Source organism: Streptomyces sp. 13-12-16, assembly GCF_002114215.1.
GTDB lineage: Bacteria > Actinomycetota > Actinomycetes > Streptomycetales > Streptomycetaceae > Streptomyces.
This window is the reverse complement of record NZ_NCTE01001501.1, coordinates 578-14400: the sequence shown is the minus strand read 5'-3', so window position 1 is coordinate 14400 and position 13823 is coordinate 578. Positions and strand designations below refer to the sequence as shown.

The window sequence follows — 13823 nt, the reverse complement described above, 5'->3', positions numbered from 1 at the left end:
GGGTCGCGGTCGAGGTTGGTGGGGAAGGGGTACCCCTCGGCGCTCGCCGCGATCACGTTCTCCAGCCACCGCTCGCCGGCGCCCTCGCCCTGCCGCTTGAGGAGCACCGGGTACACGGCGCCCGCCACGGCCTCGCGGTCCACCGTCTCCATCGCCCGGCCGAACGCCGACGACACCTGGAGCAGGTTGGCCATGCGCCGGATGTCCGCCGAGCGGTTGGAGCCGGCGGCGTGGAACAGTGCCGGGTTGAAGAACACCGCGTCGCCCTTGGCGAGCGGCAGCTGCACGTGGTGCTCCTCGAAGTACGCCCGGAACTCCGGGAGCCGCCAGGCGAGGTAGCCCGGCTCGTACTTCTGCGAGTGCGGCAGGTACAGCGTGGGCCCGGACTCGACGGGCATGTCGCAGTGCGCCACCGCGCCCTGGAGGGTGAGCACGGGGGAGAGGCGGTGCACGTGCGCCGGATGGGCGGAGGCGGCCTCGTTCGAGAGGAACCCGAGGTGGTAGTCGCGGTGCACGGTCTGCGCCGCGCCGCCCGGATTGACCACGTTGACCTGGGAGGTGATCTGGTAACCGGGGCCGAGCCAGGCCGAGGAGACCAGCGCGATCACGTCGTTGGCGTAGTAGTCGGCGAACGCCTCCGGGTCGTACAGGGCCGCCTTCTCCAGGGCGTTCCACACCCGGTCGTTGGCGCCCGGCCTGGCGAAGTGGTCGCCGGCACCGGCGCCCGAGGCGCGCTGCCCGGCGATCAGGGCGTCGAACACGGCGGTGGTCCGGTCCACCACCGCCGGGTCGGCGAAGGCACCGCGGATCACCACGATGCCGGGGCCGTCCGCGAACGCGCGCACCAGTTCGGCCTGTACGGCACGGCGGTCGGCGAGGGCGAGCCGGTCGGCGTCGTACAGCAGCACGTTCCGCTCGACACCGGCGGCGTGCGGGTAGGCGTCGAGGCCGGTCGGCTGCTCGACCAGGGCGCGGAAGGCGTCCAGGTCGCAGTCCCGCTCGGACAGCCAGGCGGCCGGCGCGGGCGTCCGCTGGTGGGTGGAGGCTGACATGGGGTCGTCCCTTCGGGTCACGGAGCGACGCGGCTGATGTCATTCTTGTCAGTACAAACCCTTCGAACAACCAGCAGCGAGCCATCAAAAACCCCTCAGGAGCGGATGTGGGCCATCCCTTCCCGATCCGGGAAATCGCACGTCAGGCCGGGTTGAGCGAGGCCACGGTGGACCGGGTCCTCAACGGCCGGGGCGGAGTGCGGGAGAGCACCGCGCGGGAGGTGCACCGGGCGATCGCCGACCTGGACCGGCAGCGCACCCAGGTCCGGCTGGTCGGCCGGACGTTCATGGTGGACATCGTGATGCAGTCGCCGGAGCGGTTCTCCACCGCCGTACGGGCCGCCCTGGAGGCCGAACTGCCCTCCCTGCACCCGGCGGTGGTCCGCTCCCGCTTCCACTTCCGGGAGACGGGCCCGGCGGGGGAACTGGTCGCGCTCCTCGACCGGATCGGCCGGCGCGGCTCCCAGGGCGTGCTGCTCAAGGCGCCCGACGTCCCCGAGGTCACCGCGGCCGTCGGCCGGCTCGTGGCGGCCGGGGTCCCCGTGGTGACCCTGGTGACGGATCTGCCGGCGAGCGCCCGGATCGGTCACGTCGGCAGCGACAACCGGGCGGCGGGCGCGACCGCCGCCTACCTCATGGGGCAGTGGCTGGGCGACCGCCCCGGCAATGTGCTCACCAGTCTCTCCAGCGGCTCCTTCCGCAACGAGGAGGAGCGCGAGATGGGCTTCCGCGCCACCATGCGCGTCCGGCACCCCGGGCGCAGCCTCGTCGAGATCGCCGAGGGGCAGGGCCTGGACGCCACCCAGTACGACCTGGTCCGGGCCGCCCTGGAACGCGACCCGGAGATCCGCGCGGTCTACTCGATCGGCGGCGGCAACATCGCCACCCTGCGCGCCTTCGAGGACGCCGGACGCGAGTGCGCGGTGTTCGTCGCGCACGACCTCGACCACGACAACACCCGGCTGCTGCGCGAGCACCGGCTGTCCGCAGTGCTCCACCACGACCTGCGGCACGACCTGCGCGAGGCCTGCCACCTGGTGATGCGGGCCCACGGCGCCCTGCCGCCCGCGGGACCCACCCTCCCCTCCGCCGTCCAGGTGGTGACCCCCTACAACATGCCGCCCCCGACGTCGGCGGGGTGACGGCCGGGCGTGTAACCCCGCACCCCGGGCCGGTCCTGCCTACCGTCGTGCGCATGAGGAAACCGACCCCGGAAGGCGGGCCCGAGCGGCTGATCGCGCTCGCCGACGGCGTGTTCGCCATCGCCATCACCCTGCTGGTCCTGGACATCTCCGTGCCGCAAGGACTGGACTCCGAGGAGTTCCGCCAGGCCCTGAGCGACACGGTGCCCAACCTGGGCGCCTACGGGATCAGCCTGGCGGTGCTGGGCGGCTTCTGGCGCGACCACCGGGCGGTCTTCCGCACGGTCCGGCAGGTGGACGGACAGGTGATCTCGCTGACCGTGCTCGGTCTGGGCCTCGCGGCCCTGCTGCCGTTCCCGACCGCGCTGGTCTCCGAGTACGGCGACGAACGCGCCTCGGTGATCATCTACTCGGTGGCGGTGGCCTCGCTCGGTGCCGTCCACCTGGCGCTGGCCGTCCTCGTCGCCCGGCGCCCCTGGCTGCGCGGCGGGGCCGCACCCGTGCGGGACGAGTGGCTCTACGCCGTCGACCTGGGCGCGACGGTGACGGTGTTCCTGGTGACCGTCCCGCTCGCCCTGGCCGTCGGGCCCGCCGCCATGTGGTGGTGGCTGGTGCTGGTACCGGTGAAGGTGTGGCTGGGCCGTCGCGAGAACGCCCGGGCGGAGTGACCGCTCCTCTTTCCTCGCCCCCGCGCCCCCGACAGGGGCGCGGGGAACCGCGCACGGGGGTCTGGGGGCGCAGCCCCCAGGGACGGGGAGGGAAGGGGTGGCGGGGGCGAGGAAGGGTCAGAGCGCCACCCGGGCCCCGCTCTCCGCCGACCGCGCCATCGCGTCCAGCGCCACCGCACTGTGCACCGCGTCCGCGAGCCCCGCCCCGTACGGAACCCCCTCCGCGACGGAGCGCAGGAACCGGTACGCCTCGATCACCTTCAGATCGTCGTACCCCATGGCGTTCGCCGCCCCCGGCTGGAACGCCCCGAACTCCCCGTGCCCCGGCCCGACGTAGAGCGTGCTGACGGGCTGGTCCTGGTAGCCGGTCCCCCGGCTGACACCGAGTTCGTTCATCCGCCGGAAGTCCCAGAACACCGCCCCCCGCGTGCCGTGCACCTCGAAGCCGTAGTTGTTCTGCTCGCCGACCGACACCCGGCACGCCTCCAGCACCCCGCGCGCACCGGAGACGAACCGCAGCAGACAGCTCACGTAGTCCTCGTTCTCCACCGGGCCGAGCTCGCCCCCGGCCGCGCGGGAGTGACCGGCCGTGGCGCCCGCCGGCCGGGCCCGCTCGGGCAGGAAGACCGCCGTGTCCGCGGTCAGCGAGGCGATGTCGCCGAGCAGGAAACGGGCCAGGTCCACGCCGTGCGAGGCCAGGTCGCCGAGCACCCCGCTGCCCCCGCGCTCCCGCTCGTAGCGCCAGGTCAGCGCGCCCTCCGGGTGAGCCGCGTAGTCGCTGAAGAGCCGGATGCGGACATGGGTGACCGTGCCGATCCCGCCGGAGGCGATCAGCTCGCGGGCCGCCTCCACGGCGGGCGCGTTGCGGTAGTTGAAGCCGACCGCCCCCTGGACCCCGGCCCTGGCGACCGCGTCCGCGACCGCGCGGGCGTCGTCCGCGTCCAGGCCCACCGGCTTCTCGATCCAGATGTGCTTGCCGGCCTCGGCCATCGCGACACCGATCTCGCGGTGCAGGAAGTTCGGGGCGGTGATGCTGACGGCCCGCACCCGGGGGTCGGCGGCCACCTCCCGCCAGTCGCGGGTCGTCGAGGCGAACCCGAACTGCGCGGCGGCCTCCTCGGCCCGGCCCGGCACCTCCTCGGCGACCGTGACCAGTTCGGGCCGGAGGGCGAGCTGAGGGTAGTGGTGCCGCACGCGTGCGTACGCCTGGGTGTGCACCCGCCCCATCCAGCCGAATCCGACGACGGCGACACCCAGTGCGTCCACCATGAAAGCCTCTTTCCGGCCCGGTCCGTGTCCTGTCCGCCCACCCTCTGCGGGGATCCGGCGTCATGTCAACCTTTTGACAGGACAATCGGCGTACCGGGAGCGGCGCCCGCAATACGGCGAACAAAATTGTTGACAATCTTGTTTGGCTAGATTTACGTTCGACAGGCACTCACTCAGGGAGGGCAACCATGCCGAACCAAGCCCGTCCGGGCACCGGGGAGCAGGCCAAACAGCTTGCGCTCGGGCAGCTGCGGGAGGCGATCCTGCACGGCGAGATGGCGCCGGCGCAGCGGCTGGTGGAGAACGAACTCGCCGAGCAGTTCGGCGTGACCCGGGCCAGCATCCGGGCCGCGTTGATAGAGCTGGAGTCCCAGGGGCTGGTGGAGCGGATCCGCAACCGTGGTTCACGGGTGCGGGTGGTGACCGTGGAGGAAGCGGTCGCCATCACCGAGTGCCGCCTGGTCCTCGAAGGTCTCTGCGCGGCGAAGGCGGCGGCCGCCGTCACCGACGCACAGGTCACCGAGCTCAAGGACCTGGGCACGTCGATGCGCAAGGCCGTGGCCGACGGCGAACCGCTCACCTACTCGGAGCTCAACCACGAACTCCACGCCAGGATCCGGGAGTTCTCCGGCCAGTCGACGGCCGTGGAACTCCTGGAGCGGCTCAACGCCCAACTGGTGCGGCACCGCTTCCAGCTGGCGCTGCGACCGGGGCGTCCGCAGCAATCCCTGAACGAGCATCTGGCCATGATCGAGACGATCGCGGCCAGGGACCCGCAGGCGGCCGAGGCGGCCGTCCGCGCCCACCTCGCCGGCGTGATCGAGGCGCTGCGCGACTGACGCACGCACCGGGGCGGGCGTCACCTGTCACCGAGGAGATCTTCAGTCATGACGCATGCCAACACGCCCGCCGCCGTCCCACGTTCGACGCTCGTCGTCACCGCGCACGCGGGGGACTTCGTATGGCGGGCGGGCGGCGCCGTCGCCCTGGCCGCCTCGCGCGGGGAGAAGGTCACCATCGCGTGCCTGACCTTCGGCGAGCGCGGCGAGTCGGCCAAGGCCTGGCGCGAGGGGAAGAAGCTGGAGGAGATCAAGGCGATACGCCGGGCGGAGGCCGAGAAGGCCGCCGCCGTCCTCGGCGCCGAGGTCCGCTTCTTCGACGCCGGCGACTACCCGCTGACCGGGACCCCCGAACTGACCGACCGGCTCGTCGAGGTCTACCGGGCCACCCAGCCCGACGTGGTGCTCACCCACCCCGTCGAGGACCCGTACAACGGCGACCACCCGGCCGCCAACCGCATGGCACTCCAGGCCCGCGTCCTCGCCCAGGCCATCGGCTACCCGGGCGAGGGCGAGATCATCGGCGCCCCGCCCGTCTTCTACTTCGAGCCGCACCAGCCCGAGATGAGCGGCTTCAGGCCGGAGGTCCTGCTCGACATCACCGAGGTGTGGGAGACCAAGCGCGAGGCCATGGAGTGCCTCGGCGCCCAGCGGCACCTGTGGGACTACTACACCGACCTGGCCGTCCGCCGCGGCGTCCAGCTCAAGCGCAACGCGGGCCCCAACCTGGGCCTGCCGCACAGGACCATGGCCGAGGCGTTCATGCGCCCGTACCCGCAGATCGCGAAGGAGCTGGCATGAGCGGCGTCGTCGTCACCGGCCCCCCGAAGGCCGGGCCCGAGGACGTCGAGGCGCTCGCCGGGTACGGCGTGGCCACGATCAGCGAGGCCATGGGCCGCACCGGGCTGCTCGGACCGGGGATACGGCCGATCCAGCAGGGCGTACGGGTCGCGGGCACCGCGGTCACCGTGCTCTCCTGGCCCGGCGACAACCTGATGATCCACGCCGCCGTGGAGCAGTGCGGCGAGGGCGACGTCCTGGTCGTCACCACCACCTCCCCGTCCACCGACGGCATGTTCGGCGAACTGTTCGCCACCGCGCTGCAACGGCGCGGTGTGCGCGGCCTGGTCATCAACGCGGGCATCCGCGACACGCAGGAACTGCGCGAGATGGGCTTCGCCGCCTGGTCCCGGGCGGTCTGTGCGCAGGGCACGGTGAAGGCCACCGGCGGCTCGGTCAACGTGCCGGTCGCCGTCGACGGCCAGGTGATCCGCCCCGGTGACGTGATCGTCGCCGACGACGACGGCGTGGTGGTCGTCCCCCGCGAGCGGGCGAGGCGGACGGCCGAGGCGTCCGCGGCCCGGGAGAACAAGGAGGCCGCCTCCCGTGCCGCCTTCGTCGAGGGCCAACTCGGCCTCGACCGTTACGGGTTGCGCGAGAAGCTGAGGCAACTGGGCGTGACCTACCAGTCGTACGACGCGTACGCGGCCGGGGAGCGGCCGTGACCGGCTCCGACGGGGTGCGCTGCATGCTGATGCGCGGCGGCACCTCCAAGGGCGGCTACTTCCTGGCCGGTGACCTGCCCGCCGATCCCGCCGCCCGCGACGCCCTGCTGCTGCGGATCATGGGCAGCCCCGACCCGCGCCAGATCGACGGCCTGGGCGGCGCCCACCCGCTGACCAGCAAGGTCGCCGTGGTCTCCCGCTCGGCCGACCCGGACGCCGACGTCGACTACCTGTTCCTCCAGGTCGCCGTGGACACCCCCGAGGTCACCGACCGGCAGAACTGCGGCAACATCCTCGCCGGAGTGGGCCCGTTCGCCGTCGAGCGGGGGCTGGTGGCCGCCGGGGACGACGAGACGTCCGTACGCATCCGGATGCTCAACACCGGCGAACGCGCCGTCGCGACCTTCCCGACCCCGGGCGGGCGCGTCGACCACACCGGCACCGTCGGGATATCCGGGGTGCCGGGCACGGCCGCCCCGGTCGTCATCGGGTTCCCGCAGGGCGCCGGCCCGCTGCTGCCCACCGGCAACGTCCGCGACACGATCGCCGGCACCGAGGTGACCTGCGTCGACAACGGCATGCCGGTGGTGCTCGTCCCGGCGGCGGCGCTGAAGGTCACCGGGTACGAGACGCCCAAGGAGCTGGAGGAGGACGCGGGTCTCGCCGACCGCCTCAAGGAGATCCGGCTGGCGGCCGGGCGCCTGATGGGCCTCGGGGACGTCGAGGGCGCCACCGTGCCCAAGCTGACCCTGCTCGCCCCGCCCCGGCACGGCGGCGCGGTCACCACCCGCACCTTCATCCCGGTGCGCTGCCACACCTCCATCGGCGTCCTGGGCGCCGCGAGCGTGGCGGCCGGACTGCGCGTGGCGGGCGCGGTGGGGGAGGGGATCGCGCGGCTGCCCGGGGTCGGCGACCGGGTACGCGTCGAACACCCCACCGGCTTCCTGGAGGTCGACGTCCACGTCGACCCCGGCTCCGCCGTGGTCCGCCGCACCGCCGTCGTACGCACCGCGCGCAAGATCTTCGACGGCACCGTCTTCCCCCGGTCCGCCGAGACGGCACCGATCCCCGCACAACGCCCTGGAGGCACCCATGACTCCGCCGCTCGGTGACATCGCCCATGTCGGCCACGCCCAGCTCTTCACGCCCGACCTGGACGCCAGCGTCGCCTTCTTCACCGACTACCTCGGCCTGACCGTCAACGGCCGGGACGGCGACACCGTCTACCTGCGCACCTACGACGACTACGAACACCACAGCCTGGTCCTCACCGCCCGCGAACGGCCCGGCCTCGGCCGGCTCGCACTGCGCACCTCGAGCGAGGAGGCCCTCCAGCGCCGGGTGGCGGCCCTGGAGGCGGCGGGACGGTCCGGGAAGTGGGTCGAGGACGAGCCCGGCATCGGCAGGCTCTACCTCACCGCCGACCCCGACGGCCACGAGCACGCCCTGTACTGGGAGAGCGAGCACTACCGGGCACCCGAGGAGCTGCGGCCGGCGCTGAAGAACCAGCCGCAGGCCAGGCCCAACCGGGGCGTGGGCGTCCGCCGGCTCGACCACGTCAACTTCCTCGCCGCCGACGTGCTCGCCAACGCCGAGTTCCAGGAACAGCTCCTCGGCGCCCGGCCCACCGAGCAGATCCGGCTCGACTCCGGGAAGATCGCCGCCCGTTGGCTGACCTTCACCGACAAGTCGTACGACGTCGTCTACACCGAGGACTGGACCGGCTCCTCCGGACGGCTGCACCACATCGCCTTCGCGGCCGACACCCGCGAGGACATCCTGCGCGCCGCCGACCTCGCCATCGACACCGGAGTGTTCATCGAGACGGGCCCGCACAAGCACGCCATCCAGCAGACGTTCTTCCTCTACGTCTACGAGCCGGGCGGCAACCGCATCGAGCTGTGCAACCCGCTCACCCGCCTGGTGCTGGCGCCCGACTGGCCGCTGGTCACCTGGACCGAGGCGGAGCGGGCCAAGGGGCAGGCCTGGGGCCTGAAGACCATCGCGTCGTTCCACACCCACGGCACACCGCCGACCGCCTGACGAGGACCGCGCCACCGGGGGGTGGGTCGCGCACCCGTGGGTGCGCGACCCACCCCCCGAATTGTTGCTGAGATTGTCAACAAAAGTGTTGACGCTCGATGGGCGGGGTCCTTAGCGTCGCCCCATCACACGTCCCCTCCAGGGAGACTCCTCCTGGACGAGAGGAAAACAACGATGTCCTCCTCCGCGCTGTCCGCCCGCGGCAGCAGACTGGCCCTGCTGGTCGTCGGCCTGTGCTGGCTCGCCGTCCTCTTCGACGGCCTGGACATGTTCATCTACGGCTCGGTCCTGCCCCACATGCTCGAGGAGAAGGCCCTCGGCATCACCTCGGCCCAGGCCGGCGACCTCGGCAGCTACGCCACCTTCGGCATGCTCGTCGGCGCGCTGACCGCGGGGACGGTCGCCGACCGCATCGGCCGCAAGAAGCTGATGGTCTCCTGCGTCGCGCTCTTCTCGCTGGCCTCCGGCCTCTGCGCGGTCTCCGGCGGCGTCGCCGTCTTCGGCCTCGGCCGGACCCTGGCCGGCCTCGGCCTCGGCGGCCTGCTCCCCACCGCGATCAGCATGGTCTCCGACTACGCCCCGCGCGCTCGCGCCGCCCTCACCATCGGCCTGCTGATGACCGCCCACCACGCCGGCGGCATCCTCTCCGCCTACGTGGCCCTGTGGATCGTCGAGCCGCTCGGCTGGCGCGCCGCCTTCTGGGTCTGTGTGGTCCCCCTGCTCTTCGTCCCCGTGCTCGCCCGGTTCCTGCCCGAGTCGCTGAGCTTCCTCGTCGCCCGCGGCCGAGTGGAGGAGGCCCGCGCGCTGGCCGCCCGCTACGACGCCGAGCTGCCCGCCGCCAAGGACCGGACCGCCGCCGGCGCCCCCTGGGCCAACCTGCTCAACCTGTTCCGCGGCGGCGAGTGGGTCCAGACCCTGCTGTACTGGCTGGCCTCCTTCGGCGGCCTGCTCCTCGTCTACGGCGTCGCCACCTGGCTGCCCACCCTGATGCGCAGCGAGGGCTACGAACTCGGCTCCGCGCTCACCTTCGTCGTGCTGTTCAACCTCGGCGGCATCGTGGGCATGCTGGTCGCCGGGCGGGCCTCCGACCGCTTCGGCGCCCCGCGCATCTCGGCGATCTGGTTCGCGCTGACCGCCGGCGGTGTGTTCCTGCTCAGCGTCCACATGCCGCTGACGCTCACCTTCGTGGTCGTCTTCCTCACCGGCGTGTTCCTCAACAGCGCCCAGACGATGATCTACGCGACCGTGTCCATCGGCTCCGCCCCCGCCAACCGGGCCACGGCGGTCGGCTGGACCTCCGGCATGGGCCGCTTCGGCGCGGTCTTCGGACCGTGGCTGGGCGGCCAGTTGCTGGCCGCGGACAAGGGCGACTGGGGCTTCACGGCCTTCGCCATGGCCGGCACGGCGTCGATGGTCTTCATCGGGATCGCCGCGCTGCGGACCGCGCGGTCGGAGCGGCGGGACGGCGAGCCGCGGCAACTGGCCGCCACCGGCTGAGTCCGGCCGCACACGGCTCGTCGGCTCCGTGCACGCCCCACGCCCTTCCCCCTCTTCCCGCGCCGCCCGACGAGGGGAGGCGCTCGGTCCATGGGAACCGAACGGGCGCGCCGCCGCGCCGGGGGTGCCGGTCCCGGCTCCCACCGTACGGGGCCGACCGCCCCGCCGTCCCGATGAGGTACTGTTGACCTGCGTGATCACGCGGTTCACCACGTGAAACGCATCGGGACGTGGCGCAGCTTGGTAGCGCACTTGACTGGGGGTCAAGGGGTCGCAGGTTCAAATCCTGTCGTCCCGACAGACAACGGGCTGTCGGCCCGGATCAGGGCCTCACCCCACTTCGTGGGGTGAGGCCCTCAAATGTGTAGGGGTCACCGGACGGGGGAGTCCCGCATGCGGGGCGTGGGTCCGGGCGTGAGCCTGAGTCCATGGGAATCCGACCGTGGGTGACTGTCGAGGCTCCGGACCGCCGTGGTCTTCGCCGCGTCGTCGTAGGCGGGAAGACGGTGGGCAGTGCGTGGTCACTGACCCAACTGCGGGAAATGCTCGGTCGCCTCGGTTATCCGGCGGACATGGACCTGGAGGATCCGGCGTCCGTGCGGTGGCGCGGAGGGGACAGCGGGACGTGGCCCGACCGCGCTTGGCGGAGGCACACGGTCCTCGTGCTGATGACGACGGGAATGCTCGCTTCCGTGATCCTGAACATAGTGATCGGATGGCCGGACGCCATCGGTGCTCTCACCTTCGCGCAGCGAATAAGCGGATCCCTGATCCTTGTCTCCGGTGTGGTGCAGGGTGTGGCGGTGCTCGCGGTCCTCGACTATGAGGGGACACGGCGGTACAAAAGTTCCGGAGCGGTCGTCCTCCTGGGAGTCGTCATCGCGGCGGCCACCGAAGGGCTTCTGCTCTTCGTGTGGTTCGACGAAAAGGAATACACCCCCTATCTGCTGGTCTTCATGCCCCTTCTGGGCTGGTCGCTGTGGGCGCTCTGGCTCCTTGTACGGGAGAGGGCGTGGCAGGGGATCCCGATTCCCAGGACATTTGCGGCCGGTGTGGTCGTCACCGCACTCATGACCGCCGTGAGTCTGGCCTATTCAACCATGTACCAGCCCGCGGCGGCTCCCATGCACTTCATTCTGAAGGCGGAATTCGGGGAGGCGCGGGCCGACCACAGGAATCCGCTCGTGCACGTCCCGCTGAAGCTTTACATGAAGAACGCCGGAGGTATTCCGGTCTACATCATCAACGATGACTACGCGGTGTACGGCAGAGTTTCTGAATATTCCGACGGCGGAGACCGACTGGAGGGGTGGAGGAGGAGTCTGGACGAGGGGAACGAGGGGGAAGCCGAACGCTACGTCGGTCAATTGGAATTCACCACGATAAGCAGTGGTCAATTCTATCGTCCAGGTGACTCGCTCGATGTCGGGCAGGAATACTCCATGGAGCGTGTGTTCCAGATACCGGTAGGCGCCGAGTTCGACACGGTGAACGTCTTCCTGCAGATCACGTACATGAGGAAGGACCGGGGGAAGCTGGACGTGGCCAAATTCCGGCGCGCGCACCGTTCGTGGGACAAGGGGGAGGGGCGATATTATTGCCTGCCCAGGAAATGCGGGGAAGAACTCTACTATCACGGCAGGGTGCGGCACAACAACAATTTCGTCAACGTGACGCGCAAACCGCGATACGTGACGGCGGTCTGGTCCCCCAGGGAAAGGCCCCTGTATTCCATTTCGTCGTTTCACTTCAAGGGCATGGTCGACCGCGCGAAGGAGAGGAGGGACGTGGACAGATACGGTGCTTCGACGACTTACGCCGACATCGAGGTACCCGTGGCGACGCTGCTGGGAGAGGCAACGGGCTGACCGGGCCGGGGCCCTCTACGCCTCCTCCTCGACCATCTGGAGCCAGGTCTCCACCTCCACGCCCTGATGGTCGAGCTGCCGAGCCGACTGCAGGCAGTGAAGGCCCGGAATGCCGACGGTGCCGAACAGCCTGCCGGCCGGCACGACACCGGCGAGTCCGGTGACGAGCGGTGCTACTTCGAACGGGGCGCTGTCGTACTTGTTGTTCCGCAGCTGGGCCTGGACGTCGAGGGAGTCGGAGCCGGATTCCTTGGCCTTCCAGTAGTCCTTCACCCCCTCGGTCTCCCATCGCGCGGGAGACAGTTCTTCGATGCCCCGGACGAGAGCGTTGTCGGGGACGGACTTGAAGATGGCGTTGGTGCAGACTTCGGCGGCCTCGCCGAGCGGCACGTCCGGCAGGCCCTGGGCGAAGGCGGCCTTCTTCATCTGCTCGTTCAACCGGGCGAGCCGCTCCTCCGCTTCCCGCCGCGCTTCTTTCCGGTCCTCGTCCGACACCCTGGGGTCACTGCTGTCCTGCAGTGACGAACTGGCTTCGTCCGCGGTCTCCGCGAGACCGTGCCGGTCCCCGTCGGACGTCTCGGACCGGCCGGCCGTCTCCAGTGCGACGCCTATCGTCGCCGCGTCCTGGCGGGACTGCTGCGCGGCACTGATCCCGCCCGGGGCCGCGCTTTTGTCCGGCACCGGCTTCGCGCCCGTGCTCCACATCAGGACGCGGTACAGCTGTTTGATGGTGTTGGCCAGGTGGTCCCTCAGCTCCCGTGGTGTCGAAGGGTCGCTGATCAGATCCAGGACGGAGGTGCACCTCTGCACGGTCAGGACGATCGTGGACCGCTCCTCGGGAGAAACTTCCGCAGTACTGACCGAATTCAGCGCGGAAACCATCTGCTTCACGATCACGATCAGTACTTTCCGTACCTCGGGAGGCGTCCTGGAGTCATTGATCACTTCCAGTGCGGCAGCGATCTGCTTCGCGCTCCCGATGACCCCCTCCCTCTCCTGTGGTGGTGTCTCCTGTTTCTCGGCCGCCTGCAGGACGGTGGTCAACTGCGCCACACTCGGCGTGAGCTCTTCGGGAGCCTCTTCCGTTTCCTGGGTCAGTACTTCGGTTACTTCTTCAATTTCCTCCTTCTGTTCCACAGTGGGCTCGGTCGTCGTCCGGTCCGATTCTTCTCCGGGTGCGGTCGACTGGTCCTCGTCCGGTGTTCCGTCCTGTTCCTCGCCCTCACTCGTCGGGGAATCGCCGGGTTCCGTCGGTTCGGTCTCGTCCGGAGGGGTGCTCGGTTCCGACGGTTCGGTCTCGTCCGAAGGGGCGTCCGGTTCCGTCGGAGGAGGCTCCGGGGGCGAGGGTTCCGTCGTCGGATCGGGCGGAGGAGGCGTCGTCTGAGCGGGTATTCCCACCGCGATTCCGTCGCCGGTGTGAGATGCCGCCGAGGCGGTCGTCAGACTTACGGGAAACGCAAGTGCCGCAGCCACGACGGACGCGCTGACAGCGCGGGATACATGTCGTCGGGTGGTCCTGGCCATGAGGGTTCCAGATGCGGTTGGCCTCGTGCTGTGTTTCCCTCGCGCGTCCTGCCCTTTACGGGCGGTGCTGCGAAGAGATTGAAATGTGGATCGGGTGATACAGGACCGATATAATTCCACTCTTCACCCGCACGGCACGACCCGCAACGTGAGGCCCCGCTGCCGCCGATGTCCGCCGGGACCCTCCCGCGCGACGCGTCGTCGACGCCGTGCGCCCCTCGCCGCCGGGCTCGGTCGCGGTCGTCCCCGGCCGCTCTTCTGGCGCCGGACTGAGGCCCGGATCTCCGCGGCTGGCCGTCGTGCGCCGTCACCCGGCGGCAACGCGTACGGCACGACCGACCGCGGGTCCCGGGCGGAGCCGCTCACCGCGAACCGGCCACACCGGCTGTGCGACGGGGATCCGCGACTGCCGTGCG

The 13823-nt window shown here is 70.7% G+C and carries 12 protein-coding genes and 1 tRNA gene; 10 read left to right on the top strand and 3 right to left on the bottom strand.

Annotated elements, in window-relative coordinates:
• A partial coding sequence (locus tag B7767_RS43715; protein ID WP_085576612.1) for a phytanoyl-CoA dioxygenase family protein occupies nt 1-1052 on the bottom strand: 1052 nt, incomplete at its 3' end.
• Between the two features lie 107 nt (nt 1053-1159).
• Here B7767_RS43715 and B7767_RS43710 point away from each other — a divergent pair.
• The gene (locus B7767_RS43710; RefSeq protein WP_085576611.1) at nt 1160-2194 is read left to right on the top strand and encodes a LacI family DNA-binding transcriptional regulator; all 1035 of its coding nucleotides are present in this window, start codon (nt 1160-1162) and stop codon (nt 2192-2194) included.
• A gap of 92 nt (nt 2195-2286) precedes the next feature.
• A complete protein-coding gene (locus B7767_RS43705; protein ID WP_085576614.1) occupies nt 2287-2862 on the top strand; it encodes a TMEM175 family protein in 576 nt (191 codons plus the stop codon).
• 117 nt (nt 2863-2979) lie between these two features.
• Here the strand turns inward: B7767_RS43705 and B7767_RS43700 are convergent, their stop codons facing one another.
• Nucleotides 2980-4131 carry a Gfo/Idh/MocA family protein gene (locus tag B7767_RS43700; RefSeq protein WP_085576610.1) on the bottom strand — a complete coding sequence of 384 codons (1152 nt, stop codon included), beginning with the start codon at nt 4129-4131 and terminating at the stop codon, nt 2980-2982.
• Between the two features lie 188 nt (nt 4132-4319).
• Between B7767_RS43700 and B7767_RS43695 the strand changes: the two genes are divergently transcribed.
• The 8 genes from B7767_RS43695 to B7767_RS47160 all read left to right on the top strand — a co-directional run bounded on the left by B7767_RS43695 (nt 4320) and on the right by B7767_RS47160 (nt 11883).
• Nucleotides 4320-4970, top strand: coding sequence for a GntR family transcriptional regulator (locus B7767_RS43695; RefSeq protein WP_085576609.1), 651 nt, complete (start codon nt 4320-4322; stop codon nt 4968-4970).
• A gap of 48 nt (nt 4971-5018) precedes the next feature.
• Nucleotides 5019-5771, top strand: coding sequence for a PIG-L deacetylase family protein (locus tag B7767_RS43690; RefSeq protein ID WP_085576608.1), 753 nt, complete (start codon nt 5019-5021; stop codon nt 5769-5771).
• Nucleotides 5768-6475: a 4-carboxy-4-hydroxy-2-oxoadipate aldolase/oxaloacetate decarboxylase gene (locus B7767_RS43685; RefSeq protein ID WP_085576607.1), complete on the top strand. Its 708-nt coding sequence runs from the start codon at nt 5768-5770 to the stop codon at nt 6473-6475. The genes B7767_RS43690 and B7767_RS43685 overlap by 4 nt, the downstream gene beginning before the upstream one ends.
• Entirely contained in the window at nt 6472-7587 is a 1116-nt protein-coding gene (locus B7767_RS43680; RefSeq protein WP_179167574.1) for a 4-oxalomesaconate tautomerase, read from the top strand. The genes B7767_RS43685 and B7767_RS43680 overlap by 4 nt, the downstream gene beginning before the upstream one ends.
• The gene (locus B7767_RS43675) at nt 7568-8518 is read left to right on the top strand and encodes a catechol 2,3-dioxygenase (RefSeq protein ID WP_085576606.1); all 951 of its coding nucleotides are present in this window, start codon (nt 7568-7570) and stop codon (nt 8516-8518) included. The genes B7767_RS43680 and B7767_RS43675 overlap by 20 nt, the downstream gene beginning before the upstream one ends.
• 174 nt (nt 8519-8692) lie before the next feature.
• Nucleotides 8693-10015, top strand: a complete 1323-nt coding sequence (locus B7767_RS43670) for an aromatic acid/H+ symport family MFS transporter (RefSeq protein ID WP_085576605.1) — start codon at nt 8693-8695, stop codon at nt 10013-10015.
• Between the two features lie 224 nt (nt 10016-10239).
• Nucleotides 10240-10313, top strand: a tRNA-Pro gene (locus tag B7767_RS43665).
• A 274-nt stretch (nt 10314-10587) separates the two neighbouring features.
• A complete protein-coding gene (locus B7767_RS47160) occupies nt 10588-11883 on the top strand; it encodes a Yip1 family protein (RefSeq protein ID WP_179167573.1) in 1296 nt (431 codons plus the stop codon).
• 15 nt (nt 11884-11898) lie between these two features.
• On the opposite strand, the gene B7767_RS47155 is transcribed toward B7767_RS47160, so the two are convergent.
• Nucleotides 11899-13020 (bottom strand): hypothetical protein, encoded by a 1122-nt coding sequence (locus B7767_RS47155; RefSeq protein WP_179167572.1) that lies wholly within the window; start codon nt 13018-13020, stop codon nt 11899-11901.
• Between the last annotated feature and the right edge of the window lie 803 nt (nt 13021-13823).

Excerpts from the sequence above, each read along its gene's own strand:
- B7767_RS43700 (WP_085576610.1), bottom strand. The coding sequence starts at position 4,131 with ATGGTGGACGCACTGGGTGTCGCCGTCGTCGGATTCGGCTGGATGGGG.
- B7767_RS43695 (WP_085576609.1), top strand. The coding sequence starts at position 4,320 with ATGCCGAACCAAGCCCGTCCGGGCACCGGGGAGCAGGCCAAACAGCTT.
- B7767_RS43690 (WP_085576608.1), top strand. The coding sequence starts at position 5,019 with ATGACGCATGCCAACACGCCCGCCGCCGTCCCACGTTCGACGCTCGTC.
- B7767_RS43685 (WP_085576607.1), top strand. The coding sequence starts at position 5,768 with ATGAGCGGCGTCGTCGTCACCGGCCCCCCGAAGGCCGGGCCCGAGGAC.
- B7767_RS43675 (WP_085576606.1), top strand. The coding sequence starts at position 7,568 with ATGACTCCGCCGCTCGGTGACATCGCCCATGTCGGCCACGCCCAGCTC.
- B7767_RS43670 (WP_085576605.1), top strand. The coding sequence starts at position 8,693 with ATGTCCTCCTCCGCGCTGTCCGCCCGCGGCAGCAGACTGGCCCTGCTG.
- B7767_RS47160 (WP_179167573.1), top strand. The coding sequence starts at position 10,588 with ATGGACCTGGAGGATCCGGCGTCCGTGCGGTGGCGCGGAGGGGACAGC.